Annotated in this window: 24 protein-coding genes and 1 riboswitch; of the genes, 15 read left to right on the top strand and 9 right to left on the bottom strand. The window is 49.7% G+C overall.

What is annotated here, in order from left to right:
• Positions 1-266 precede the first annotated feature (266 nt).
• From trxB to tpx, 3 genes are read left to right on the top strand one after another with little or no spacing between them, the layout of a single operon-like run.
• Positions 267-1,196, top strand: a complete 930-nt coding sequence (gene trxB / locus IEY34_RS14360) for a thioredoxin-disulfide reductase (protein ID WP_189012558.1) — start codon at positions 267-269, stop codon at positions 1,194-1,196.
• Positions 1,197-1,224: 28 nt separating this feature from the next.
• Positions 1,225-1,536 carry a thioredoxin gene (trxA, locus tag IEY34_RS14355; protein ID WP_189012557.1) on the top strand — a complete coding sequence of 104 codons (312 nt, stop codon included), beginning with the start codon at positions 1,225-1,227 and terminating at the stop codon, positions 1,534-1,536.
• Between the two features lie 31 nt (positions 1,537-1,567).
• On the top strand, positions 1,568-2,092 hold the full coding sequence (gene tpx, locus IEY34_RS14350; RefSeq protein WP_189012556.1) for a thiol peroxidase: 525 nt from the start codon (positions 1,568-1,570) through the stop codon (positions 2,090-2,092).
• 826 nt (positions 2,093-2,918) lie between these two features.
• Here the strand turns inward: tpx and IEY34_RS14345 are convergent.
• On the bottom strand, positions 2,919-3,821 hold the full coding sequence (locus IEY34_RS14345; protein WP_189012555.1) for a manganese catalase family protein: 903 nt from the start codon (positions 3,819-3,821) through the stop codon (positions 2,919-2,921).
• 84 nt (positions 3,822-3,905) lie between these two features.
• Positions 3,906-6,227 (bottom strand): UvrD-helicase domain-containing protein, encoded by a 2,322-nt coding sequence (locus IEY34_RS14340; RefSeq protein WP_189012554.1) that lies wholly within the window; start codon positions 6,225-6,227, stop codon positions 3,906-3,908.
• A 79-nt stretch (positions 6,228-6,306) separates the two neighbouring features.
• Between IEY34_RS14340 and IEY34_RS14335 the strand changes: the two genes are divergently transcribed.
• A complete protein-coding gene (locus tag IEY34_RS14335; RefSeq protein ID WP_189012553.1) occupies positions 6,307-7,155 on the top strand; it encodes a YihY/virulence factor BrkB family protein in 849 nt (282 codons plus the stop codon).
• A 48-nt stretch (positions 7,156-7,203) separates the two neighbouring features.
• On the opposite strand, the gene uvsE is transcribed toward IEY34_RS14335, so the two are convergent.
• Complete coding sequence (uvsE, locus tag IEY34_RS14330; protein WP_189012552.1) at positions 7,204-8,160, bottom strand: UV DNA damage repair endonuclease UvsE; 957 nt, start codon at positions 8,158-8,160, stop codon at positions 7,204-7,206.
• Between the two features lie 153 nt (positions 8,161-8,313).
• On the opposite strand from uvsE, the gene IEY34_RS14325 reads away from it, so the two are divergent.
• Positions 8,314-9,174: an ABC transporter ATP-binding protein gene (locus IEY34_RS14325; RefSeq protein WP_189012580.1), complete on the top strand. Its 861-nt coding sequence runs from the start codon at positions 8,314-8,316 to the stop codon at positions 9,172-9,174.
• A gap of 32 nt (positions 9,175-9,206) precedes the next feature.
• On the top strand, positions 9,207-9,554 hold the full coding sequence (locus tag IEY34_RS14320) for a (2Fe-2S)-binding protein (protein WP_189012551.1): 348 nt from the start codon (positions 9,207-9,209) through the stop codon (positions 9,552-9,554).
• Between the two features lie 341 nt (positions 9,555-9,895).
• Here IEY34_RS14320 and pyk read toward each other — a convergent pair whose 3' ends face one another.
• Positions 9,896-11,308: a pyruvate kinase gene (gene pyk, locus IEY34_RS14315; RefSeq protein WP_189012550.1), complete on the bottom strand. Its 1,413-nt coding sequence runs from the start codon at positions 11,306-11,308 to the stop codon at positions 9,896-9,898.
• 121 nt (positions 11,309-11,429) lie between these two features.
• Between pyk and IEY34_RS14310 the strand changes: the two genes are divergently transcribed.
• Positions 11,430-12,212, top strand: a complete 783-nt coding sequence (locus IEY34_RS14310) for an AraC family transcriptional regulator (protein ID WP_189012549.1) — start codon at positions 11,430-11,432, stop codon at positions 12,210-12,212.
• A gap of 8 nt (positions 12,213-12,220) precedes the next feature.
• Here IEY34_RS14310 and IEY34_RS14305 read toward each other — a convergent pair whose 3' ends face one another.
• Positions 12,221-12,952 (bottom strand): DUF3105 domain-containing protein, encoded by a 732-nt coding sequence (locus tag IEY34_RS14305; protein ID WP_189012548.1) that lies wholly within the window; start codon positions 12,950-12,952, stop codon positions 12,221-12,223.
• Positions 12,953-13,162: 210 nt separating this feature from the next.
• Here IEY34_RS14305 and IEY34_RS14300 point away from each other — a divergent pair, with 210 nt between their 5' ends.
• The 4 genes from IEY34_RS14300 to IEY34_RS14285 all read left to right on the top strand — a co-directional run bounded on the left by IEY34_RS14300 (position 13,163) and on the right by IEY34_RS14285 (position 17,730).
• A complete protein-coding gene (locus IEY34_RS14300; RefSeq protein WP_189012547.1) occupies positions 13,163-14,608 on the top strand; it encodes a methyl-accepting chemotaxis protein in 1,446 nt (481 codons plus the stop codon).
• Positions 14,609-14,665: 57 nt separating this feature from the next.
• Positions 14,666-14,775, top strand: a riboswitch (TPP riboswitch).
• A 100-nt stretch (positions 14,776-14,875) separates the two neighbouring features.
• Positions 14,876-15,472 (top strand): ECF transporter S component, encoded by a 597-nt coding sequence (locus IEY34_RS14295; RefSeq protein ID WP_189012546.1) that lies wholly within the window; start codon positions 14,876-14,878, stop codon positions 15,470-15,472.
• A 4-nt stretch (positions 15,473-15,476) separates the two neighbouring features.
• Positions 15,477-16,955 (top strand): ABC transporter ATP-binding protein, encoded by a 1,479-nt coding sequence (locus IEY34_RS14290; RefSeq protein ID WP_189012545.1) that lies wholly within the window; start codon positions 15,477-15,479, stop codon positions 16,953-16,955.
• The gene (locus IEY34_RS14285; RefSeq protein WP_189012544.1) at positions 16,933-17,730 is read left to right on the top strand and encodes an energy-coupling factor transporter transmembrane component T family protein; all 798 of its coding nucleotides are present in this window, start codon (positions 16,933-16,935) and stop codon (positions 17,728-17,730) included. Before IEY34_RS14290 ends, IEY34_RS14285 begins: the two co-directional genes overlap by 23 nt.
• Before the next feature lie 50 nt (positions 17,731-17,780).
• Here the strand turns inward: IEY34_RS14285 and IEY34_RS14280 are convergent, their stop codons facing one another.
• Positions 17,781-19,400, bottom strand: a complete 1,620-nt coding sequence (locus IEY34_RS14280) for an S-layer homology domain-containing protein (protein ID WP_189012543.1) — start codon at positions 19,398-19,400, stop codon at positions 17,781-17,783.
• A 230-nt stretch (positions 19,401-19,630) separates the two neighbouring features.
• Here IEY34_RS14280 and IEY34_RS14275 point away from each other — a divergent pair, with 230 nt between their 5' ends.
• The 4 genes from IEY34_RS14275 to IEY34_RS14260 all read left to right on the top strand — a co-directional run bounded on the left by IEY34_RS14275 (position 19,631) and on the right by IEY34_RS14260 (position 23,082).
• Positions 19,631-20,338, top strand: coding sequence for a FadR/GntR family transcriptional regulator (locus IEY34_RS14275; RefSeq protein ID WP_189012542.1), 708 nt, complete (start codon positions 19,631-19,633; stop codon positions 20,336-20,338).
• Between the two features lie 58 nt (positions 20,339-20,396).
• The gene (locus IEY34_RS14270; protein WP_189012541.1) at positions 20,397-21,626 is read left to right on the top strand and encodes an MFS transporter; all 1,230 of its coding nucleotides are present in this window, start codon (positions 20,397-20,399) and stop codon (positions 21,624-21,626) included.
• 21 nt (positions 21,627-21,647) lie between these two features.
• Positions 21,648-22,436: an ABC transporter ATP-binding protein gene (locus IEY34_RS14265; RefSeq protein WP_189012540.1), complete on the top strand. Its 789-nt coding sequence runs from the start codon at positions 21,648-21,650 to the stop codon at positions 22,434-22,436.
• 70 nt (positions 22,437-22,506) lie between these two features.
• Positions 22,507-23,082 carry a nitroreductase family protein gene (locus IEY34_RS14260; protein WP_189012539.1) on the top strand — a complete coding sequence of 192 codons (576 nt, stop codon included), beginning with the start codon at positions 22,507-22,509 and terminating at the stop codon, positions 23,080-23,082.
• Between the two features lie 57 nt (positions 23,083-23,139).
• Here the strand turns inward: IEY34_RS14260 and IEY34_RS14255 are convergent, their stop codons facing one another.
• From IEY34_RS14255 to IEY34_RS14245, 3 genes are all read right to left on the bottom strand, one after another.
• Positions 23,140-24,054 carry a pseudouridine-5'-phosphate glycosidase gene (locus IEY34_RS14255; protein ID WP_189012538.1) on the bottom strand — a complete coding sequence of 305 codons (915 nt, stop codon included), beginning with the start codon at positions 24,052-24,054 and terminating at the stop codon, positions 23,140-23,142.
• A gap of 5 nt (positions 24,055-24,059) precedes the next feature.
• On the bottom strand, positions 24,060-25,160 hold the full coding sequence (locus tag IEY34_RS14250) for a carbohydrate kinase (RefSeq protein ID WP_189012537.1): 1,101 nt from the start codon (positions 25,158-25,160) through the stop codon (positions 24,060-24,062).
• A 152-nt stretch (positions 25,161-25,312) separates the two neighbouring features.
• Positions 25,313-25,711, bottom strand: a complete 399-nt coding sequence (locus tag IEY34_RS14245) for a hypothetical protein (protein ID WP_189012536.1) — start codon at positions 25,709-25,711, stop codon at positions 25,313-25,315.
• Between the last annotated feature and the right edge of the window lie 108 nt (positions 25,712-25,819).

Genomic DNA, 25,819 nt, shown 5'->3' with positions numbered 1-25,819 from the left:
TGTTCCTTGTACTCCTCTCATTATGCCTATGAAAACTGAAAGGGACTTGAGTGGTAGCTGAAAGCTTCATGAAAATGGAGGTGTAATCTGCCAACGGAAGATAAGAGAGGGTAAGACAAATTATTATATTGTACACAAATTAATTGTTGACAATATTAAAGAGAATTGTTATGATTCATCTATAAAGTTTGTTTCAAATTTAATTTATAACAACTAAAAATTACGCTAACAAGCGCAAATAGAAGAGCTTCAAAGGAGGAATTCCTATGCATCACAAAGCGATCATTATCGGAACTGGACCTGCGGGCTTAACCGCAGCAATCTACTTGGCAAGAGCCAATGTATCTCCCTTAGTTATTGAAGGCATTCAGCCAGGTGGACAACTTACGACAACAACCGAGGTAGACAATTTCCCAGGGTTCCCGGATGGCATTACAGGGCCGGAGCTGATGGACAATATGCGCAGACAAGCGCTGCGTTTTGGAGCAACGATTCAAGCGGGTCGGGTAACTGAAGTGGATACGACCAAACGTCCTTTCACATTATTTTTGGAAGACGGCAGTCAATTGACCGCAGATTCGCTGATCATCTCTACGGGTGCCTCGGCCAAGAAATTAGGCATTCCCGGCGAGTCCGAGAACATCGGGAAAGGCGTAAGCACGTGTGCGACCTGCGATGGATTCTTTTTCCGCAACAAGAAAATCATCGTCATTGGCGGTGGGGATACCGCGATGGAAGAAGCACAGTTCCTGACCAGATTCGCTACGGAGGTGCGCGTTGTCCATCGTCGCAACGATTTGAAAGCTTCGAAAATTATGCAGGACCACGCCCGCGGCAATCAAAAGGTGGCTTGGAGTCTCAACCGCACACCACTAGAAGTGGTGGCAGGGCCGATGGGAGTGAGCGGACTGAAAGTGCTCAACAACGAAACAGGCGAGGAAGAACTGCTGGAGGCAGACGGCATTTTCCTGGCGATTGGTCATACGCCGAACACAGCCTTCTTGGGTGGACAGCTGCCAACAGATGAGCTGGGTTATCTGCAAGTTATTCCTGGGACGGCGCAAACAGGAATACCAGGCATTTTCGCTTGCGGCGACGTACAGGATCGTATTTATCGTCAAGCGATTACTTCGGCAGGAAGCGGCTGTATGGCAGCGCTCGATGCAGAACGATTTATATCTGAGCAGCATGCGTAAGTAAATGATCCTACAGGAGGAATGAACCATGTCAGTTAACCACATTTCCGATGCAACTTTCCAAAGCGCCACAGAGTCAGGCACAGTACTCGTCGATTTCTGGGCCCCTTGGTGCGGTCCTTGTAAAATGATTGCTCCAATTCTAGATGAACTATCCGCCGAAGTGGGCGATGCCGCTCAAATTGTCAAAATCAATGTGGACGACAATCCGGAGTCCGCTGCCAAATATAACGTTATGAGCATCCCTACCTTGCTTGTTTTCAAAGATGGGCAAGTGGTTGACCAACTTGTTGGGCTGCAGTCCAAAGAGAAATTAAAAGCCGTTATTGCCAACGCATAAGCACATCAATCAAATTCAGGAGGTATACAACATGACACAAATTACTGAACGCACAGGAGTAGCAACCGTTGGAGGGAACCCGGTGACATTGTTGGGACCGGAAATTAAAATTGGCGATCAAGCGCCTGATTTTAAAGTGAACAAGGACCTGATGACCGAAGTCAGCTTAGCGGACTATGCGGGCAAAGTGAAGCTGATCTCTGTCGTTCCATCCGTGGACACAGGCACTTGCGACGCTCAGACGCGGCGGTTTAATGTAGAGGCTGACAAACTTGGGGATGACGTCGTTATTCTGACGATTTCCGTGGATCTGCCGTTTGCTCAAAGCCGTTTCTGCGGAGCAGCAGGCATCGATAAAGTCATTACTCTCTCGGACTACAAATACCGCAGCTTCGGCCAAGCGTATGGGGTATTGATTAAAGAAATCCAACTGGATCAACGCGCCATTTTCATCGTGGATGCGAACGATACCGTTCGTTATGTGGAATACTTGACGGAGATGAAAGAGCATCCGAATTATGATGCGGCTTTGAGCGCTTTGAAGGAACTAGTGTAAGCTTTGCGATGTTTGCTAGCTGAATTGAGCAGGATGAGAGTCTCTGAGAGCTTCTATATTACTTAACATAAAATGAGAATAAGGCTGTCTTCAAAGGTTAAAAAACCGATGGAGCAGCCTCTTTGCTTTGTTTGCGGAGGTGCAGCCGTTGCTTTGAAAAACAGCGCTAAAGTGGCGTATGAGGCTAGAGAGGGAGCGATAAGGATGAAAAACAACGTTACAGGTAGAGAAAGAACACCATGAACTGCATATCAGTCGAGTTAAGGATGAAAAACAGCGCTAAAGTGGCGTATGAGGCTAGAATGGGAGCGATAAGGATGAAAAACAGCGTTACAGGCAGAGAAAGAACACCATGAACAGCAAATCAGTCGAGTTAAGGATGAAAAACAGCGCTAAAGTGGCGTATGAGGCTAGAATGGGAGCGATAAGGATGAAAAACAGCGTTACAGGCAGAGAAAGAACACCATGAACAGCATATCAGTTGAGTTAAGGATGAAAAACAGCGCTAAAGTGGCGTATGAGGCTAGAATGGGAGCGATAAGGATGAAAAACAACGTTACAGGCAGAGAAAGAACACCATGAACAGCATATCAGCTGAGTTAAGGATGAAAAACAGCGTTAAAGTGGCGTATGAGGCTAGAGAGGGAGCGATAAGGTTGAAAAGCAACGTTACAGCTGTGCCTCAGGAAAAAGAGGAAGCTGTAACGCTGCAAAAACAGTCTTATCGGCAGAAGGGAGGGTGGCCTCACCATTCGCTATCTACTAACGAACTGTATTGTACTTATAGACGAGAAAAGGCCCAGTGGCCTTAAGGATAGTCCGTTTCCTATACGGGTATACCTGCCGATTGCTGCAACCTAGCGGCAATTTTCATGAAATCCTCCGGGAAGATTCCAGGGGCGAATTCCTCCGGTGTATCCGCGTATTCCGGGACAGGACCACCTTCGGGAATCCCTTCCTTCACAATCAATTCCCCGCCATCCTCGGGATGGACGCCCTTCCAGATCTGCTCCAAGTCCCTGTAGTCCTCATCGCTAAAGCGATACAGAACACGATGGACGCCTTTCTCCTCATACTTCCGCGTCTCGTTAAAAGCCTTATTATCCAGGCTTGGAATCGGAATCAGCTTCGTCACATCCGCGCCGGTGGCTACTTCAAGCGCCTTGGCGTAAGCAACGACATGCACGCCTCCGCGGACGAGGAGGTAGCCGATCATGGCCCGGGCCACGGGATGGCTGGTCATCTCGTAGACCCGCATCTTATGCGTGCGGGCCCCGCATTCGAGGAAGAAATTATGCAGCAAGTCCAGAATCAGGTTGCCGCTGTTGAAGACATTCTCGCCGGTCCAAGGCTTGCCCATCGAATCGAAAGGCAGGGCATTCTGACCGGCAACGATGAAATGCTGGGTGTTGCGCACATCCTTGGCCGCGCCCAGAGGCGTAGTGTCGGGAGCGCCAGGCTGCGTGGAACCAGCCAGGCAGAGATTAATCGCATGGGTGACTAACTCGACATGACCGAATTCTTCGGCCGTAATGCTTGAGACGAGATCGTAAAAGGGCTTTAGCTTTGTTTTGTTCTTGAAATTGAACGACTGGAACATGTAATTGTTCAACGTGGACATTTCACCGAATTTGCCGCCGAGCAGTTCTTGCACAGCCGCTGCGGCGTTCGGATCCGCCGTTGTCGGTTGCGGTAATTCAATAGCTAAACGATTGAAGCGTTTGATCATGTGTATCCCTCCAACTGGTCAGATAGAGGTAGTCTGTCCACGTTGGAGGCTGATCATGCAGCTGGGCCAGGCATGAGCTCCAGCTTAGCGTGAGCGCGCGAGTGAAACCGTCCGCTTGCCCTTCACCATGGCCGCGCCGCATAGCGGGCATGCCTTGGCCGTCAGCCGCGCTTCCTGCGGCGACGAGATCCGCGACCAGGCCTTGCAGCCGGCCTGGCTGCACAACCACGCCGCGACCTCCTCCGTCGCGGTCCCGGCCCCCGCGGCGGCGTCGAACCGCCGCGCGCCGCCTAGACCAGCCGCCGCAGGCTTGCGGCTGGTCACAACCCCTGCGTCCGCGCCAGGGAACGCGGACAGCAGGAAGCGGGAAGGCTCCGCCTTCTTCCCGCGATAATACGCCGGCGAGCTGATCAGCAGCTCAGCCTTGGCGCGCGTGACGGCGACATATGCCAGTCGCCGTTCTTCCTCGAGCGCGGCGGGACCCTTGTCGCGCCCCGCAACCCCAGCCATCTTGACGTCGTCAAGATGCCCAGCGTCCAGTGCCGAGCTATGCGGCATATTGCCTTCAATCGCGCAGAGCAAGTAAACGACGCCGAACTCGAGGCCCTTCGATTTATGAATCGTCATGAGCGAAATACGGTTCGCTGCTTGATCTTTTTTCAGTGCGCTCATTTCCGTGCGTTTTTCGGCCACTTCATGGATAAAATAAAGGAATTGTTCCACCGTATCGAACCGTTTGGCTGAGGACTCCAGCTCATCGAGTGTTTCCTTGAGCATTTCCCGGTGATGCGTCAGCTTGCTGCGCTTGTTCGTCTCCAGAAAAGTATCATAGAAATCCTTGCGGATCGCCTGCACGGCAGCCAGAGGCTTCATTTCAGCCAATGATTTAATAAGTTTGATGCGGCTTTTCAGCTTTTCCTTCTGGAATTCCTTGAGCTGCGGCAAGCCAAGCAGGTGGATGAGCGGCCATTTCTTGGGCTGAATGGCTTCCTGATCTTGAATAATCCGCATGCCTTGGTCGCGACCTATATATAATGAAGGTAGGACACCCTCTATCGCTTCGAAATTTCGGCGCTCATGCGCGATTCGAAGATGATCGATAATGGGCTTCACCATCCACTGATCATAGAAGGAGTCATTGCTGCCATAGTCGACAAAAGGCAAGTTATGCAAAATCAACTGCTCAATAATTGCCCGGCTGTTGTTCGCAGTTCGATAGAGAATGGCGAAATCTCCATAGGACTTGCCGCCCTCGGCGACCTTGATTCTAAGATCATTCACAAGCCAATCGGCCTCATCGTCGCTGCTGGAGGGCCTGACATAGAGCGGCTTCAAATCACTCTGTTTGGTGGCGAGGAGCGTCTTGGACTTCCGCTGGATATTGTGCCGGATAATCGCATTGCCTAAACCGACGATGCTGGATGTTGATCGGTAGTTAATATCCAACGTGACCATTTTGGCGGCAGGATACTTCTGATGGAATTGCAAAATAAATTCATTTCGCGCCCCGTTAAAGGAATAAATGGTTTGGTCATCGTCGCCGACAACCATGAGATTCTGGTGGTTTTGAGCAATCATTTGAATAATTTCATACTGAACGGTGTTGGTATCCTGGAATTCATCGACGCTGATATACGCGAACTTGCGCTCCAAGGAACGAAGAATATCGGCATTTTGCTTCAACAACTGGTAAGCCATCAGCAGAATATCGTCGAAGTCCATCTTGTGCTGTTCCATTTTCCACTGCTCATACTGCAGGAAGATTTTCTTCATTTCCTGATCTTCTTCCGTTTGTTCCGGGAGGTCGCTAACTTCGATTAGCTGCATTTTGTAAGAGGAGAGCAGGGCGATGAGGACCTCGGGTTGATACGTATCCTGCAGCCCCATGCTCAGCATGATGCGCTTAAAAACAATCTGTTGATAGCGGCCATCGCTCAAAATCTCCTGCTGGAACCCATTTATACGCAGCAAACGCAGGCAAAAGGCGTGAAAAGTCCGCACCTGCATCGCCTGCGTCATACTGCCGTCAAGGCCGGGGAGGGAGGTGAGGCGTTCGCGCATTTCTTCCGCAGCCTTTTTGGAAAAAGTAATCAGTAATAGATGGCTCGGATGCACGCGGTGGACACGCAGTAAGTAAGCTGCTCGGCAGACCAGAACGGTAGTTTTGCCTGAACCGGCCCCAGCTAAGGTGAGCAAAGGCCCCTTGTAATGGCGCACCGCCTGAACCTGCGCTTCATTTAATAGAATTTGACTGCGCTCCAAGTCGCGAAAAAAGAACGCATCCTGATCCTCATTGGACACGAAATCTGAGCTATTCGTTAATTGTGCCATTGAGGCATGAGGGATCGGCTGTTCAAGTGTAGGTTTCGAGCCTAAAGGAGTAGGGTATATAGAAAGAGAACTCATTATTATTCACCTGTTTTCTAGCATTTCTGAACTACCTATTCTATCACAATTCTTGCCCAAAGAAAGGACAACTAATCCTATGGTTGTATCTAATGTTAAATTGCTATGGGGTCAATTTCAAAAGCATGATGCGACAGGGCTTGCTGCGCAGTGCGCCTACTACTTTTTACTGTCACTGTTCCCCTTTCTTCTGTTTATTTTGAGTTTACTAGGGTATTTGCCCTTCTCATCGGATGATGTTGTACTGCTGATCAAAGAGTACATCCCCGGAGCAGTCTCCGGTTGGCTGGAAGAAACACTCAGCAACCTGCTGAATGTAAAAAGAGGCGGCACGCTTTCCTTTGGGTTAATTCTGGCCTTGGTGAGCGCCAGCGCTGCGATGAATTCCATCGTCATTGCCGTGAACAAAGCGTATGGGATGCCGGAGCGCAAAAGCTTCATCCACTCGCGATTTCTCGCTGTAATGCTGACATTAGGAATGCTTATCGTTATCGCTTCCGCGCTGCTGCTCAGCGTATTCGGGCACTGGATCGGGGATTGGATGGCGGCACATGTCCATATCGCAACAACGACGATTAATATCTGGAACAATTTTCGCTGGATTCTGAACTTTATCATTCTCTTTATTGTGTTCACAGGGATTTACTACATAGCTCCCAACACCTGTTTAACTTGTAAAAGTGTAATTCCCGGCGCGCTGTTCGCAGCCATTGGCTGGCAGGCGACCTCCTTGGGCTTCTCCTTTTATGTCAATAATTTCACTAATTATAGCGCGACCTACGGGAGTGTCGGAGGGATTATTGTGCTGATGACCTGGTTCTACATCTCGGCGCTGATCATTATTATTGGCGGAGAAATCAATGCGCTCAAGCATGTGAAAAAACAGAATAATCTACAAAGCCCCACGATTGATAAAAAGCATAGATAGCCCGACTGGATCCTGTGATCCTGACGTGCTGCCTATGCTTTTTTTTGCCTACCACGCCAGAATGCCGCCATCCAATCGCTTTACGCCGCGAATTTTACCAAGCTGCTCTGCTAGCCGAAATAGCGCATAATCCTTCATCTTCGCCTCTATCATAACGTCAACGCGTGTTAAGCCGGCCTCTTTGCAGGTTTTCAAAAAAGCGATTAGCTGATCCGGCTCGATGTAGTCTGCGTGGGAGCGAAACTCCTTCGTGTCCTTAGCGGCTTTGGGCGAGGATACGTGAATCTTCAGCGGGAGATCTCCCCATGTTTGGGCAATCTGCGGCAGCAGTTCCGCAGGCGAAGCTGTGGAGGGGTTGCACCAGTCATGGTGCAGGTCCAGCATGCAGGGGCGCTGAACTTTTTGACTGACTGCGAGCGTTTCTTCCAATGTATAGGTTTTGTCATCATTCTCAAAAGTAAGCCTGCGCATCACCTGCTCCGGCACCTCAAGGATCTTCGCGAATAGCCGCTGGGTAGCGGCTTCTTTATCACCATAAACTCCACCAACATGGATATTGATGATCGCTGAGGGATCCAGTCCCATTCCGTCCAGAATAGCCGCGTGATAGACCAGGTCTTGAATGGAGGCCTCAACGACAGTGTCACTCCCGTTCAGCAAGGTGTATTGATTGGGGTGCATGCTTAGGCGAATATCATGAGCTTTGGCGAAGTCTCCGAGCTGCTGCAGCTCTTTTTTGTATGCCGCGGCGACATCAATCTTCACATCGGGATGAGTGGCAAGGGGAATAAGCTGAGAGGACAGGCGAAATAAGTGAATGCCATGGGCCGCGTTGTAGTAGAGGATGCGCTGGGTGGCTGCGAGATTACTGCGGCCGATATCAATTGCGCGCTGGATAGCTTCCTCACGCGGCCGTTGAGAAAATAGCTTATATGTGAATGTCGAGCTGGGCGTGTTTTGATAGATCGCCATGGCAATGGAAACGAATCCGAGTCTGATAATCATGGATCAGTGAGCCTCCGTTAGTGGTCCTGTAGTCAGTATGAGTAGTTTGTCCCAAGTATTTCGTTATAATTTCATTGACATTGATTCTCATTTTCAATATATTTATGATAATGGGTATCAGTGTCTAAATTTACATAGAAACGGGTGAGTACTATTCATCGTTTAGTTGCAGATAGATTGAATATTTCTTATGGCGAGCATTTGATTGTTGAAAATTTGAATTTAAGTATCCCAACCGGGAAAATTACGGCGCTCGTAGGTGCCAATGGTTCAGGCAAATCCACGATTCTCAAATCGATGGCGAGAATTATGAAACCTCAGCAGGGAACGGTTCTGCTTGATGGGAAATCCATCCACAGCCAGTCGACGAAAGAAGTCGCGAAGCAATTGGCTATTCTGCCGCAAAATCCGATTGCCCCGGAAGGTCTGACGGTTTCTGAACTTGTCGGCTACGGCCGATTCCCGCATCAACGTGCGATGGGATCCTTGAGCAAGGAAGACAACCAGGTCATTCATTGGGCGATTGAAGTAACCGGCTTGATGCAATTCGCAGACCGTCCTGTTGATCAACTATCGGGCGGACAACGTCAGAGGGCTTGGATTGCCATGGCGCTTGCACAGCAAACGGACCTTTTATTTCTCGATGAACCTACTACGTTCCTGGATATGGCTCATCAACTTGAGGTCCTCAAATTACTGGAGAAATTGAATCGCGAGCAAGGCCGTACGATTATCATGGTTGTGCATGATTTGAACCACGCTACGCGGTATGCCCAGCATGTTGTGGCTATTCAAGCAGGCAAAGTTATGTGCGAGGGAAGTCCAGCGGAAGTCGTGACGAGTGAAACCCTGCGTACTATTTTCAATGTGGAAGCAGATATTGTCCCCGATCCTCGTTCGGGAGTTCCTATTTGTATCCCTTATGAACTAGCTGACAAAGCGCATAGCGGCGCTTCCAAAAGTGAAACGGTCACCATCCCGACGGAAAGCAAGGAAGCGGTAGCTGCCATCTAGCCACATGGAGGAAGCGGAGGGAGCAGGCAGATGTGAAGCCGGACATGATTTGGAATCAATATGCTGCGAGGTTGACATTTGCTCAGGATTTCTTGTTGGGGCAGCCGCTTCCGGCGGAGATGAAGGAACGTTATTTGAATGGCTACAAAGTGTTGACGCAAGGGATCACTGCGGATGTGTTTGGTCGGAGACGGAATCCTTTTCTGCATCTAAAGCCGATTTATTTGGATAGTCCGAATGAAGAGGGGAAAAAGGTTCTGATGCGCTCCTCCTGCTGCATGTACAATTGCCGCGAGGGCGGGGAGTTGTGTTACACCTGTCCGAAAAGGACGGAGAAGGATCGGCTGGAGATGAAAGAGAAGCTGGCAGCGGCGAAATAATGCTTATTGGACTTTTGATGGCTTCGTAGCGCCATAAATAAAAGCAAGCTGCTTGAAGGAATAAGAGCCTCTGGAGACTGCTATCTGCGCGGGAATTGGGTGTTTTCGCGGATTAGGAGCCTCTGGAGGCTCTTATCTGTGGTTTTGGCGCTAAAAAGCGGACTGCTTGAAGGAATAAGAGTCTTTGGAGACTGCTATCTGCGAGGGAAGTGGATGTTTTCGCGGATTAGGAGCCTCTGGAGGCTCTTATCTGTGGTTTTGGCGCTGAAAAGCGGGCAGTTTGAAGGAAAAAAGCCCCCCATCCCATGAAATCATGGTGATCGGGGGCTCATTTTTATTTTTTAAACGCGTTCAACCTTCAACAGGTTAGTCGTACCGGATTTGCCCACTGGCACACCAGCGGAGACAACGGTAAGGTCGCCTTTTTTCACATAGCCAAGTGTTTCGGCTTGTTGAATAGCGGAGCGGATCATCGCATCGGTGGACTCGCAGAACTCGCCTAGAACGGGGATAACGCCTTGAACCATACTTAGTTGGCTGATAGCATATTGACTTGCCGTAACCGCGATAATTGGCGCTTGTGGGCGATATTTGGCAATCATCCGCGCTGTAAAGCCGGTTTCCGTTGGTGTCAGGATAGCTGCAGCGTTCAGCTTGTCGGAAGAAGAGACGACTGCTTGGCAAAGCACCTCGGTGATTTCGTTGTTCGATTGCAGCTGGGCATCGATCAAGGAGCTGCGCTCCATGGTCTGTTCGACACGCTCAGCAATCGTCGCCATCATAGTGACGGATTCGATCGGGTATTTCCCGGCAGCCGTTTCGCCGGAAAGCATCACGACATCGCTGCCATCCAGAACGGCATTCGCTACGTCACTCACTTCTGCGCGAGTAGGACGCGGGTTGCGCTGCATGGAATCGAGCATTTGCGTTGCGGTAATAACCGGCTTGCCAGCAAGGTTGCAAGCGCGAATCATATCCTTCTGCGCAATAGGAACTTCTTCTGTCGGGATCTCTACGCCCAGATCGCCACGAGCAACCATGATGCCGTCGGATGCTTCCAGAATGGAAGCGAAGTTCGTCATGCCTTCTTCGTTCTCGATCTTCGAAATAATCGGCGTCAAGCCAGCGCCATGCTGCTCCAGAATGCCGCGAACCTCACGAACATCATTGCCGTTGCGGACGAAAGACATCGCGATGATGGAGATGTTTTCTTCGACACCGAATTTAAGATGCATAACATCGCGCTCCGTAACACCTGGAAGCGATGTGCGTACGCCTGGCAAGTTAACACCTTTGCGCTGTTTCAGAACGCTTTGATTCAGGACGACGCATGTCACTTCCGTGCCTTCGATTTTCTCCACGCGAAGTTCAATGGAACCATCATCGATCAGAACGAGATTGCCTGGCACCACATCTTGTGGAAGCCCAGGGTAATTGACGGAAACGCGGCTGGAATCACCGATAATTTGTTCGGTAGTCAAGACGATGCGATCTCCGCTTTGCAAATCGTAGCCGGCATCTTTCAATTGGCCGATGCGAATTTCCGGACCTTTGATATCCATCAGGATCGGAATAATGACCCCAAGCTCTTGGGCAGCCTGGCGAACACGCTGAATGCGACCGCGATGCTCATCCAAATCGCCATGTGCCATATTTAACCGCGCAACGCTCATGCCTGCACGAATCAGTTCTTTCAAAGTGGGGATGGAATCGCAAGCGGGTCCCATGGTGCAAATAATTTTTGTTTTACGCATTGTGTAGGACTTCCTTTCATCATGGACGAATCAATTTTGGCTTCATTATATGCCTAATTGAGGTTAGTTTCTATGAAATATAGTATAGTATATGTACTATAGTATGAAATTGGGTGAGGCTATGAAGGTAACCAACTTTACCTATGACAAGAGCAGTCAGTGGTACGTAGAAGAGCAGGGAGGCAGCGAGGACTGGCTGCTCGTTCTCGTCACGTATGGGCGATGCGTGTATTGGATCAATGAGAAGAAGCAACTGCTGAGCAAAGGGCAATGGCTGCTTATACCGAACCGTGTCCCCTTTTATGGCAGAAGCGTTCCAACGATGATTCACGAAAAGTATATGGTGCAGTTCAACGCACAGGCCATAGCGGAATCTTTCCCACTTCTCCAGTCATCCGAATATACAAGCGCATCTACCGGCAAATATGAACTGATTCTCGACAAGCTGCGCCTCATGCATCTGCAATGGCAAGACAAACAGCCCTATTATCTCACGCTTTGCGAAGCGCTGCTAAAAGAGCTGTTTGTGTATTTGCACCGGGAGTGGGATCAAGCTGCTACATCGGTAGGGTCCACTCACCTGGTGGAGCAGATGAAGGGATACATCCAGAGTCATCACCGAGAGCATGTGACCAAGGATGAATTAGGCGCTTGCATCAGCCGATCCCCGAACTACGCCGCGTCGCTTTTCCGCAAGGTGACAGGTCAGACGATCAGCGAGTTCGTACACGCCACCAGAATCAAAACAGCGGTCTACATGTTAAGGCATTCTGCCTTAACCGTATCGGAGATATCCGAGTTTATCGGATACAATGATCCGTCCTATTTCTATCGTGTTTTCAGGCGCTTGACGGGCTTGGTTCCCACAGATTTGGTCTCGGATCGCGAAACGATTCGCAAATAAATGGTTAGTTACATCGTTCCGCCGCCGCGCCGCACTTCAGAAGGGATTTGTTCAGGCCCTTTATCCATGTTCTGATAGATGAATGTGCCTACACTGGCTTCATCGTATTTATCGAGCTGCATCGTTTTGGTCCAAGCGGTTACAACGATTTCCTTATCGCTAGGCACATCGGGATTGGGAACAGCGAGAATGCCAGCGCCAGCCTTTTTAAAATGAGTCAAATATTCCAATTGGTCAAGCAGCGCCTGAGGAGCATCCGGGTGGTAATGGATAATGATATCACCATGCTCCAAATTATGAACCAGCTTCTCATAACCGGGCCTTTCTTTATAAAAGCCGAACTTCAGATCGTGCGGACTGTGCGTCCCGGAAGTCGGGATTTTCATTTCATAAGTTAACATACCTTCATCGTGTCCGCGCCCGTAATCTTTATCCGTAGTGACTTGAATCGGGGCATTGTAGTTTAATTTCTCGACGCTGTATTTGCTGGAAGAGCGCTGAATCAACGAGGTTCCTACGCAAATAATCGCAATAATAACGAGCGTGTGAGAGAGCGTCAACAGGGTCCGGCGCTTCTTGTTTTGTGCCTGTTTTTCAGCTTTTTTTAAGCGGCTCGTATTGGCTTTGTGGGCTTTCGCAGCTAGCAAGTAACCGATAACGGCGGCAACAAAAAAGGCCAAGCCTATATAAAGCAAAATAGCAATAGCATCCGTGCCTGTTGATATGTTTGAATGATCCATAGATATGATCTCCTTTGCGAATAAAATAAGTAGTATAGATGAAACTAATCAACACTACATATTGTAGTTTTAAAGGGGATAGGAAGTCAAATCCTGCCCATAGTTAAGTTTTTACAGGTTGTCCATTTGGAAAAAAGAGGATTATGAGACCCCTTTGTTGAATACTGCGATTCATGTCTATTTATGTAGAAAAAAGGGGAGAAAGCGAAAGTGTCGGAACAGAAATTAGAGCTTCACAGACGAAATGGATTGATGGTTAAGCTATTATGGGGCTGTTTAGTTTTGGGTCTTGCAGCCGCTTACAGATCACCGGATTTGATTATGATTCTACTGGCTTATGGGGCGCCGATTGCGCTGATTTGTACCTTGCTCGTGTGGAAAAAAATCTGGGTACCCTACACGATGTATGTCATTGCTATTGGGTTTAATGTAATTTCTTATTTCTTCATGGCCAATGATCCTGCTCTATCCAGCATCCTTATTTTGTACCTCGGACTTACTCTCGTTTCCTTGTATATGAACTTTCGGCCACTGATACTTAATGGCGTAATCGGTCTTATCAATCTGAATTATTTCTGTTCAAACCTTCCGGGCAGTGTTGATCTGATTGCGATTAATGTTTTCTATGTGTTGACCATCATTACACTTATTGGGCAGGGGCAAATCGGAACGCGGATGCTGGCCAATGTGGCTAAGAGTGTAAGAGAGTCGGAGCTTGCACGGGTTAAGACGGAAGAGGTTTTAACAGGCGTTCGCAAAACGACGGAAGTGCTTGGCACATCAAGCCAGGCGCTGCAAGAAAATGCCTCGGTGACAGGCAGAATCACAGAAGAAGTCGTAGCTGCCTTCCAAGAAATCTCTATCGGTATCGACTCCCAAGCGACCAGTATCACGGACATTACATCGGCCATTCAAGATGTGAATGAGACGGTTGAACAGACTTCTTCCGCTTCCAACACGATGAGCAGCAGATCTCGAGATACGGCGAAAATGACGAATGAAGGCAAGAGTCAAATGGAAGATTTAGCGCTCAAAATCAAGGATATTACTGAAATAGTGACGGAAACATCGGACATCATGAATGAAGTCAACGAAGAAAATGTGAAAATCGGAAATATCGTAACGACCATTGCCGAAATAGCGAATCAAACGAACCTGCTGTCGTTGAATGCATCGATTGAGGCTGCGCGAGCTGGGGAACATGGCCAAGGCTTCTCGGTAGTCGCCAATGAAATTCGTAAGTTGGCACAGAATGCGCATATGGCATCAACGGATATTTCGGAAATTCTGGGCTCTATTCAGAATAAAGTGGAGTCAGCGGTTGCGAAGGTTGCTATCGGCAAAACGGCCGTAGAATCAGGCAAAAAGTCAGCGGAAAGCGTGGATCAGCTCTTCGAAATCATCCATAGAAATACGGCTGAGGTAATGGAACAAGCCGAGAATTTGCAGCAGATGAACAATCTTTTGCACAGTTCATCGCAGCGCGTTGCCGAGGAGATGACGTCCGTCGCGGCGATTACCCAGCAATCTGCGGCTTCGGTTGAACAGGTTTTGGCCAGTGCGGAAGTCCAACAGAAGCGGGTTGAGGATATCGTAGATAGCATCCGCCAATTGAATGGCCTCACGCATGATCTGCAGCATTTGATAGAGAAATAAGAGGTTCCAAAAAAAGGATTGCCAAACATCAGGCAATCAGCTACAGTTAAGCCAAATGAATAGCAACACGGGTGCTTGATGAAGTCAGGCTGAGATAGTGGCCCTATGCCACTGACCGTTAATCTGATCTGGATAATGCCAGCGTAGAGAATGAAGTGCCTTTCCTAGCACTAAGTTTATGCCTGCCGGTATTCGGTGGGCTTTTTTTTACGTGTTCGCCTATCTCATTTTACAAAAACGTATCCAAGAAAAGGAGTCGAAAATCAGATGGCGCAAAAAGCAACAGCAAGCAAGGGGTTAAAATTAACCGATATTTTGATCACAATCGTGATCGCAGCTGTATTTGGGGTTATTTATCGCATTTGGGGGCCAGTCTACGATATGCTAAAGCCGATAGGGCTGCACGCTGACCAGCTCGGCTATGGCATGTGGTTTATGGCAGCGACGTTCGCTTTCCTCGTCATTCGCAAACCGGGGGTTGCCCTGCTGGCGGAACTTGCGGCGGCAACTATTGAAGCGTTGTTTGGCGGATCATGGGGCCCAGCTACGCTGGTTTATGGTATTTTGCAGGGATTGGGAGCGGAACTTATCTTTGCACTCTTCCTCTATCGTCGTGTGAACGTTGGCGTGACGGTTCTGGCAGCTATCGCATCCGCGGTGTTGTCTCTGTTCATTGACAGCTATTATGGGTATATTGATCAACTGACGTTCTGGAATTATTGCTTGTTTATTGGACTGCGTCTCTTGGGAAGCGCCTTGATTGCCGGCGTATTCGCTTACTATTTGGCAAGTGCGTTAGGGCGCACAGGCGTACTGAACCTGATTCGACCTGTTTCGAAGAAAGATTACGACGTACTGGGGTAATGCGATGAGTGAGCGAATAGGCGTTACCAATCTAAGGCTAAAATATCCCGGAGAAGACGCCCCCCTGTTATTTCAGGGGGTTTCCTTTTCTATTGAGCCAGGGGAAAAAGTGCTGCTGCTCGGGCCAAGCGGTTCAGGCAAATCAACACTGCTTCAAGTGCTCAGCGGGATTGTCCCTGATATTATCGAAATTCCGCTGAAAGCGGAAGAAATTCGCACACCGACCAGATGGGGGTATGTTTTTCAAGACCCGGATACCCAGTTCTGCATGCCGTATGTGGATGAGGAAATTGCTTTTGTACTGGAAAATTTGCAAGTGCCGCGCGAAGAAATGCCTGCAAGGATCGCTTACTATCTCCAGTTAGTGGGGCTGGATCTGGCGGATACGCATACGTTAATCGGTCAATTGTCCCAAGGGATGAAGCAGCGGCTGGCGATAGCGAGTGTGCTCGCGTTGGAGCCTGAGGTGCTGTTCCTGGATGAGCCGACCGCGCTGCTCGATGAGGAAGGGACCCGGCAAGTATGGGACACTATCCGCGAGATCAGCTCCGATATGACACTGGTGATCGTGGAGCATAAAATCAGCGGGATGCTCGATCTGATTGATCGCATCATCGTGATGTCTCCAAATGGAGAGCTATTGGCCGAAGGTCCTCCGCAGCAAATATTCCAGGCGTATAAGAAACAGATTGCGGAGTACGGCATTTGGTATCCAGGTGTCTGGGACGATTATGAACAAGCGAACGGGGGATGGAGCGCGGGCAGACCTGTGAGAACAGATGCGCAGAGCCTGCTGCCTGTCATGATCTTCCGCGATTATGCCGGGCTTCGCGGCGGGCAAGTTAAGACCTCTGTGGATAACTTACAGGTGTATCCTGGCGATTGGATTGCCGTGATCGGCGCCAACGGCGCTGGCAAAAGCTCGCTGCTGCTAGCCATCATGGGGTTGCTCAAGACTCGCGGCGAGTGCTGGGTCGAGGGGGTTAAGGGCAGCCGAATCGAACAGCTTGCTGAGCAGATCGGCTTCGTGTTTCAGAATCCGGAATTCCAATTCGTGACGAATTCGGTGGAGGAAGAGCTGAGCTACTCCTTGCCGGAGGCAGAGCAGCCGATTGAAGGCCAGAGCGCATCTATAGAAGCGATGCTCAGGGATTACGACCTGCTCGCGCTGCGGAAGCGGCATCCGTTCCAGCTCTCGATGGGCCAGAAGCGCAGGCTTAGCGTGGCGTCCGCGATGGTGCGCGGACCCCGCATCCTGCTGCTGGATGAGCCCACCTTCGGGCTCGATGCGCACGGTACGATGCGCATGCTGCAGCAGCTGGAACGGCTGCGCGCGGACGGTACCGTGATCGTGATGGTCACTCACGATCCGCAGATCGTAGAGCGCTTGGCGACCCGCGTCTGGGAAGTTAAGGCTGGCCGCGTTAACGAGAAGCCAGCCAGGAAGGAGCTCCGGTCCTATGCAGCTAACCTTCGCATATAGAGAAACCTGGCTTCACCGGGTCAACCCCGGCGTGAAGCTTGTCCTGTCCATCCTTCTGTTTATTGTGGTTGTGTTCACCCACAACTTGAATACGATGATGTACCTGACTTTAGGTGCATTGCTGCCGTTGGTGTTGTTCTCCGGCCACCCCGTTAAGCGGCTGGCGCTGTATGCTTCACCGTTTCTGCTTATTTTCGTATCCTCAGCTATGGGCATGATGATGTTCGGAAACGGAGAGACGCTATGGTTTCAGTGGGGCTTCATTCGCATCACGGAAGAAAGCTTCTACCGCGGCATCCATCTCGGTTTTCGGGGGACACAAGTGGCTGCCGTGGGCTTGCTGTTCAGTTTAACGACTCGGCCAGTCGCCTTGTTTTATGCCATGATGCAGCAATGGAAGGTGGCGCCGAAATATGCGTACAGCTTCCTCGCCGCGATGCGGATGCTGCCGCAAATGCTCGAGGAGTTGCAAACGCTTCGTCATGCGCTGAAAGTGAGAGGGCGGCCCAAGAAGCGCAACCCGCTCACCGCTTGGTACGCGACGCTGCGGATGTATACGATCCCATTGCTGGCTCAGAGCATACGCCGGGCTCATCGGACTGCGGTCGCGATGGAAGCGAAGCGTTTCTCCACCTCAAAGAAGAGGACGTATTATTACCGCGTATCCTACTCCTTGGCAGACATCTATTATGTGATTTATTGGATTCTGATTGTCGTAGTTGCACATTGGGCGGGGACTGTTTGGCCTATTGTTAATGCCATAGATGTCAGATAGACGAAAAAACCTCAACTCCACGAGTGGAATTGAGGTTTTATTCACTTTGATTAACGCTTGAGATTCACATAGCTGGTAACTTTTTGGCCTGATGCTGTGACAGCTGTCAATTCAAAATAAGTCACATTCCCGACGACATGCACACTGCCATTGGTCACAGTTACGGTGCCTACAGCTCCGTCAGCTGCGTTGCCTTTGACATCGTTCGTGATGAAAAGAGTACCAAGCGCAAAGTTGTATTTAGGGATTTCGCTGTTTTTATAAGTAATACCATAGTTATCGGTAATGGAAAGATCCATCGCTGTGTAGGCATCAAAAGTTGATTCGTAATTGCTTCCTACAAGCGCCAACGTTTTATCAATGGTCGTTGTGCCAGCTTTGATTTCTTTGGCTGTAATCGAATCTTTGGTCACAGTCACGGTAACATGAAGCTGTTTGGCATCGCCATTTCCGATTTGGACAATGACACTAACGTCTGCAGTTCCAACTTTATTGCCAAGGACATACCCGCGATGCGTGGTTGCGTTCAGACCTGCTTTTACAATGCTGGGGTCAGAAGAATGAACGGATTGAATAATACCAGGAACAGCAATCGTATCTCCGCTAGCATCTTTTACTTTGATTTCGATTTCCTTGGCAAATTTACTGAGAGTTGGGTCTTCAGCTGTCGCTTTATCAGCAAGGCCGTTTGAACCTGTTGCGGCATCGGTCAGTCCGCTGTCAAGTACAGCAGCTAGTGTGTAAGTGCCAACAATAGAAATGTTGCCCGAGTCGTTAGTGGCTGCAGCTACTTTGAAGTTAGCTGTGCCTGTTTGGATAGCGGAAGCATCTAGGCCGCCAAGTGTTACTGTGTAGTCACCAGCAGCAAGCGCCAGATCTGCCGTTAGGGTAACGGATTGCGCGTCAGTGGACCATACAGCTTTGGTTGGGACAACGGTCGTGCCATTTTTCAAAACGAGTGTTGCTTTCGTCGTATCTACACTGCGGTTGAGCGTTACTTGAACGCTTTTGGTATCGGAAGCAGCCGCGGCTTTGGTGATGGAAACAAGGTTCTGCTTGTCAAAAGCTTGCTGAGCCGTGTATGAGCTCTGAACGAGATCAGCGCGAATAGCCAACTGCTCGCCGGTTTTACCAGTAGGATGAATGCCTAGATCAGAGGCTTGTTTGACGGCATCCGAATACCAAGGTGAACCTGTTGTGCTGACTTTTTTGCCTAAACCTTTGAGCAGCAGCGTATCCAGTTGACCTGTTGTTACCGAATCACCGGGTACGAATGTTGTGTTAGTCACACCATCAATAAGGCCTGCTTTTTTAGCGGCTTCAATGTAAGGAATTGCCCATCCGTTTGCGGCATCGTCCGCATGAACGTCGGAGAAGCTGGATACTTTAACCGTAGGATCAACTTTGATGTCATAGATAAGAGTAGCTACTTTAGCAAATTGTGCCCGAGTCATATTTTGATTGATGCCGAAAGAGTTGTCCGAAACGCCATCGAAAATGCCCTCTGCCAACATGGCATCAATTTTGGCTTTCAATGCAGCATTTGTGTTGGACAAGTCGGTGAAATCAGCGCTTGTTTTCGCTGCAGCAGCAGCTGGATTAGAAAGTGTAGCAGAAGCAAATAGAGAGAAAGCCATTGCGGCCGTCGCGATCATAGTCAGTTTTTTCATAGTACCTCCTGAAGTTGAATGTATTTTTGAATCTAGCAAACTATCGAGCGTGTTCTGTTGCTATAACTATACCTTGCACGATAGAGTACGTCATTGTCAAATTCTTGGCAATCTACATAGGAGAGTGCCAGAAACAAGCTGCACGGATTGCTCATGAAGATGGCGTTTAAAAAATATGCTAGAAAGACCCAAGCAAGCTATGCTATACTCTACAAACAGGAGATGATCAGATGAATTCGAAGATGTCTTTTCAACCATTGAATCGGCCCAAGCTGGTGGATGATGTTGTGAATCAATTGCAGAAGAAGATCTCCGAAGGCGATATTAAGCCTGGAGAGAAGATTCCAACGGAACCCGAGCTTATGCAGCAATTCGGTGTTGGCCGCTCAACCATCCGCGAAGCGGTCAGGGTGCTTGTGCATGCAGGTCTGCTGGAGAAGAAGCAGGGCTTCGGTACTTTTTTGACAGCCCAGACGGGGATGCAGGAACCGCTGGACCATCGGCTGCGCAGAGCCGAGATTCTGGAGGTTTATGAGGTCAGGCGGATGCTGGAGCTGGAGATATCCCGATTGGCTGCCGAGCGCCGCGAGGAGCATGATTTGGAGCAGATGCGCTGCGCACTTGATCAGCGGTTGGAAGCGTTGGAGAAAGGGGACATCAGCACGTATCTGAGCTCTGACGTGAAGTTTCATTTGTCCATTGCGATCGCCAGCAAAAACAGCGTCGTCATCGATCTGTATCGCTCTTTTACATCCGTCTTGCTGGAGACATCGCATAAATTGGTGAGCGTCCAAACAGTCCACGACCCGCACCATCTGTTCCACGAGAGCATGTATCAAGCGATTAAAGACAAGGATGTAGCGGCAGCCGAGCACTGGACTAGGCAAAACCTAGAAGAGACAGTCAGCCAGCTTCGCAAAGTGCTTAACCAGGAGTAGCTCGACTCTCCTATCATTTCAAACGTCAGATGATATGACGAAAGGGGTTTGTTCTCACATGTCCGATTCAAGTATTGCTCGCAACCAAACGGTTTATGCCATTTTATTTTCTATCAGTTTGGTGCATTTATTGAATGATGCCATTCAGTCCGTTATTCCAGCTGTCTTCCCGATTCTTCACGAATCCTTGCACCTAAGCTTTAGTCAAATCGGTTGGATCGCCTTTACGTTGAACGTGACGGCTTCCTTGTTCCAGCCCTTGATTGGTCTGTATACAGATGCCAAACCTAAGCCTTTTTTGCTGCCCGCAGGCGTATTCTTCTCGCTGATCGGTGTGATTGTTCTAGCTGTGGCTTCCTCGTTCACACAGATCATTATAGCGGTTATTCTCGTCGGACTAGGTTCCTCCGTTCTCCATCCTGAAGCGTCGCGGGTTGCTTACTTGGCTGCCGGACCTCGCCGGGGACTAGCCCAGTCGATCTTCCAAACTGGCGGCAACATCGGGCAGGCGCTAGCTCCTATATTTACAGCACTGATCTTCGTGCCATTCGGACAGTTCGGAATTATTTGGTTTTCATTTGTGGCTGCTGCCGGTATTATCGTTCAATTTTTCGTGGCCAAATGGTATCGCAAGATGGGAGCTCGTCCTGCCAAATCCAAACAAACAGGTGTTGTCAAAAAGAAACTCCCTCGCAAAATGGTAGCCTATGCCATCACGATTTTAATCATGCTGTTATTTTCCAAATTCGTTTACGTTGCCAGCATGACAGGGTTTTATGCCTTCTTTTTAATTGAACACAGCCAACTATCGGTTGAAAAAGCACAACTCTTCATTTTCACGTTGTTGGCAGCTGGAGCCGTAGGCACCTTCATGGGCGGTCCACTGGCAGATCGTTTCGGCAGGCGGAATATGATCTGGTTCTCGATCCTGGGAACAGCTCCGTTCTCCTTGCTGCTGCCCTATGCTAATTTGTTCTGGGCAGGTGTGCTCTGTGCGTGTATTGGATTTATTTTGTTATCCGGCTTCTCGGTTATTGTCGTTTATGCGCAAGAATTGCTTCCTGGCAAGGTGGGGACGGTGTCGGGTCTATTTTTCGGCTTAGCCTTTGGTTTAGGCGGGATTGGATCGGCTGTGCTTGGCACGTTGGCGGATGCAACCAGCATCTCTTTCGTCATTAAACTGTGTGCCTTCCTGCCGTTAATCGGACTGTTGGCGGTATTCCTTCCAACTGACAAGAAGCTGAATCTACATGAAGCTGAGCTGCCGCAAGCAACCGTTAGCGCCTAATATGCGAAGGAGGGAACCGCTATGTTTCCCATAATTGAAATGAACAAGGTCTCTTGGTTCCGCGAAAATAAAACGATTTTGAACCAAGTCGATTGGCAGGTATCCCGCGGAGAGCACTGGGCTGTGCTAGGGTTGAATGGTTCAGGCAAAACAACGCTGCTCAATATGATTAATGGCTATATCTGGCCGACTGAAGGGCATATGTCCGTATTGGGGCATCCCTTTGGAACGGTAGATTTAAGGGATCTGCGCAAATCGATCGGATGGGTAAGCTCCTCTCTGCAGGAGAAGCTGTACGCTTCTGACAAAACACAGCATGTTGTTATCAGCGGCAAGCATGCTTCCATAGGGCTTTACGAGAAGCCCAGCGAGGAGGACTTCGAGCAGGCTAAGCAGTTGATGCAGCGCCTGTCCTGCTTCCATTTGTACGATCGCACGTACCAATCCTGCTCGCAAGGGGAGAAGCAGAAAGTGCTGATTGCCAGAGCATTAATGGCTGCGCCCAAGCTATTGATTCTGGATGAGGCGACGAATGGTCTCGATTTTCTATCGCGGGAAGCCTTGTTGGCGAGTATAAATGAGCTGGCTCAAGGCCCAGATGCTCCGACTTTGTTATTCGTGACGCACCATATTGAAGAAATTCTTCCGGTCTTTAATCAATCGTTGTTGATTCGCCGCGGCGAGGTGTTTGCCAAAGGGGCTTCACGTGATGTGCTGACAAGCGAGGGCTTGTCGTCCTTTTTTGAGACACAGGTTGAGGTGAATTGGCAGAGTGAGCGTCCATGGCTTTCCATTCCGAATAAGGCTTGAGTAAGGTTTGCACAAGGCAATAGGTCGTGCAACAATAGAGGAAGATCAAGTTGAAGGAGTGGAAAGAATCATGGATATGAAAGAAGCGATTCGCGATCGACGCAGCATTGGGAAGGTCAAGCAGGAACCCATCGACAAGGCGTTGATCGAAGAAATTCTGGAGGCAGGCACATGGGCGCCCAACCATTGCTATACAGAGCCATGGCGCTTCTGGGTCATGACGGGGGATGGCAGAGGCTTGCTCGGCCAAGGATATGCCGCAGTGGCGTTAGCCGAAGCGGATTCAGCGCTCTCAGAGGACGAACTTGCGAAGCTGAAAAGCATCAGCGAGAAGAAAGCGTTCCGTGCTCCCGTTGTTATCGCAGTTGCGGTTACGCCGTCAGAAACGCCAATCATTCCTGTTATCGAGGAATACGGAGCTGCACATGCTGCGGTACAGAATATGTTGTTAACCGCTCACGCCTTGGGCCTCGGAGCCATCTGGCGGTCAGGTGCCCCGATGTTTCATGCGAAAATGAAAGAGACGTTCGGCCTCGCCCCCCAGGAGGAACTTGTCGCTCTAATCTACCTCGGCTATCCAGATGTGAATGCGCCCAAATCGAAGCGCGTGCCTTTCGCCGAGAAGACGATCTGGGTGAGTGAATAGCTTACAAAAAAAGACTGTTAATCACGTCGCATGGATGTGATTAACAGTCTTTTTGCTTTATTTCTTGAGCGCAACCGCAACCTTCGCTGCGGTTTCTGCATTGTGATAAACAAGCGCGATGTTCGTTTCCAGGCTGCGGCCTTCGGTCAGCTGTTTAATGCGCGCTAGCAGGAATGGCGTGACCTTCTTGCCGGTCACGTTTTGCTCTTTGGCCTCAGTCAGCGCTTGCTGAATGACGCCTTCGATTTCCAGATGGTTCATCGCGGATTCCGCGGGAACCGGGTTGGCGATGATGGCGCCGCCGGCGATGCCGAGCTCCCACTTCGTGCGGAGCATAGCTGCCACGTCCGCTGCATCATCGAGGCGGAAGTCTACGCCGTAGCCGCTTTCGCGTGCGTAGAAGGAAGGGAATTCGCTCGTTTGGTAACCAACCACGGGAACGCCGTGGGTTTCCAAATACTCGAGCGTCCGGCCAATATCAAGAATCGACTTCACGCCTGCGCAGACAACGGCTACGTTCGTCTGGGCCAGTTCGGTCAAATCGGCGGAGACGTCCATGGATACTTCACCTTCACGGTGAACGCCGCCGATACCGCCCGTTGCGAACACTTCGATGCCCGCAAGCGCTGCGCCAATCATCGTGGCTGCTACCGTAGTCGCACCGATCTTGCCGGAGGACAAGATATAGCCGAAGTCGCGGCGGCTGACTTTTTCAACTTGACCATTCGTCGCAAAAGCTTCAAGCTCTTGCTCATTCAAGCCAATCTTGATCTTGCCGTCCATGATGCCGATCGTTGCTGGTACAGCGCCATTGTCGCGGATAATTTGCTCCACTTTTCTAGCCATTTCAATATTCTGCGGGTAAGGCATGCCGTGAGAAATGATTGTCGTTTCTAGGGCAACGATCGGTTTATTAGCAGCTAAAGCTTCTTTGACTTCATCAGTGAAAGTTAAATAGGATGTATTCAGCATAGGGGTTAGTCTCCTTTAGTTATCGAATTGTGGACTTGTTGGAGCCGATCTTCGGTTAAATCGCTAGCGACGGACTGCGTTGTTTGCAAAGTAATATGAGAAGCAGCCAAGCCATAGGAGCAAGAATCCATGTAAGAATGCTCCTGCATGATTCCATAGGCTAGACCTGCGACGAAGGCATCGCCTGCGCCTGTAACTTCGACGACCTTGGTCGGAAGGGGCGAGAAGAGCTTGTCGCCTTCCTCACCGACATACAGCACGCCTTCAATGCCAAGCGTAATGAAGACATGCTGGACGCCGCGCTTGCGAATCGCTTCGGCCAGCTTCCGATAATCGGAAGTTTCGCCAACGGGAATGCCTGCTAATTGATAAGCTTCTTCGAGATTGGGAAATATAGCGTTAACCCCTTGCAGCTGCAGGGGCAGCTTCTTGGCCTTCTCCGAAGACACGGGGTCGATGAATAAGGTGACCCCTTCTTGATGGCAGCGCTCAATCAATTCGCCTAATGTATCAGCGGGTAGATTGGTATCGGCAATAATCAGCCTTGAGGCGGCCATATGCGGCCATTTGTCCCTAAGCAGGGCGGGTGTGCATTTATCATAAATATCCATGTTGGCAAAAGCCAAATACATCTCGCCTGTGGCATCGAGCAATGCGGTGTAACTCCCCGTGCTCTCGCCTTGAAGGGTAACGGCTTGACTAACGTCAACGCCGCGTTGGCGTGTGGCATCCAACACCCATTGTCCGGCTTTGTCATCACCGACAACGGTGAGAAGAGAGACTTGGCAAGCAAGCCCAGCGAGTGACTCCGCGATATTGCGCGCGACACCGCCGCAGGATTCGCTCACGGTTACCGGGTTGGACGAGGCCAAACGGATTGGCGCTTTGCTTACAGCCTTGCTATCCAGGTTAGCTCCGCCAATACACATGATTGTGCGTGCTTCCGAGGTGACATAAGCGCGTCCGCGGATCGTTCCTTTCTTGGTTAACGCCGCGATGTAACCAGCTACGGCTGATCGGGAAATCCCGATGATATTGGCCATTTCATGCTGGGAAATGAATGGATTTTGACGGATAAGCGCTAGAATTTGCTGTTCACGATCCATGAAATAGCTCCTTTCATCGAGTGCCTACCTGTATCATAAATCATTTAAAGACAAAAGTCTAGTCTATGGACAAATGTTTATAGTGTTGGCGGAGGATAAAAAAAAGAGCCATCCCCCGTAAGGGAGCAGCTCCTGTGACGATACTTTGGAATTTAGTCCGAGGGCGGCGATTCCGAGCGTCTGCTGAGCCCTAACATGCCTAGTAGACCGAGCAGTCCTAAGTAATTCCACCCTGACCAAGCCTTTTTGTGAGTGGTATCCAAGATCTGATTCTGGGCGCTTAAAGCTTTGAATGACGTCGGCGGCGTAAGCCCATAAGCCGCAGCATGGTTAGTCAAGTTATTCCTTGTTTGCCAATTGACATCTGCACCTGGCATCCCGAATGGATTGGTTTGAAAAAAAGTAGGCGAGCCTTGTTTGGCCGTTTCCCAATTCGCTGGCTGAGCCATCATTTGCTGGTTATGGGAATGCTTCTGATACTGATGCGTCCCCAGAAGGGCCGTTATGCATAGAAAAGAAATCAAAGCTAGCTTCATAGAACGGGAAAGCATAATCCATACCTCCAGGCACTTGATGAATAGTGTTTTCTGTAAATGCAGGTAAGGATATATTCCCCTATATACGAATTTGTATGCACGAAGCAGAAATCCCTGTCTTAT

This window comes from Paenibacillus marchantiophytorum, assembly GCF_014640555.1.
GTDB classification, from domain to species: domain Bacteria; phylum Bacillota; class Bacilli; order Paenibacillales; family NBRC-103111; genus Paenibacillus_E; species Paenibacillus_E marchantiophytorum.
The sequence above is the reverse complement of the archived record's forward strand: the minus strand, read 5'-3'. Positions and strand labels throughout refer to the sequence as shown.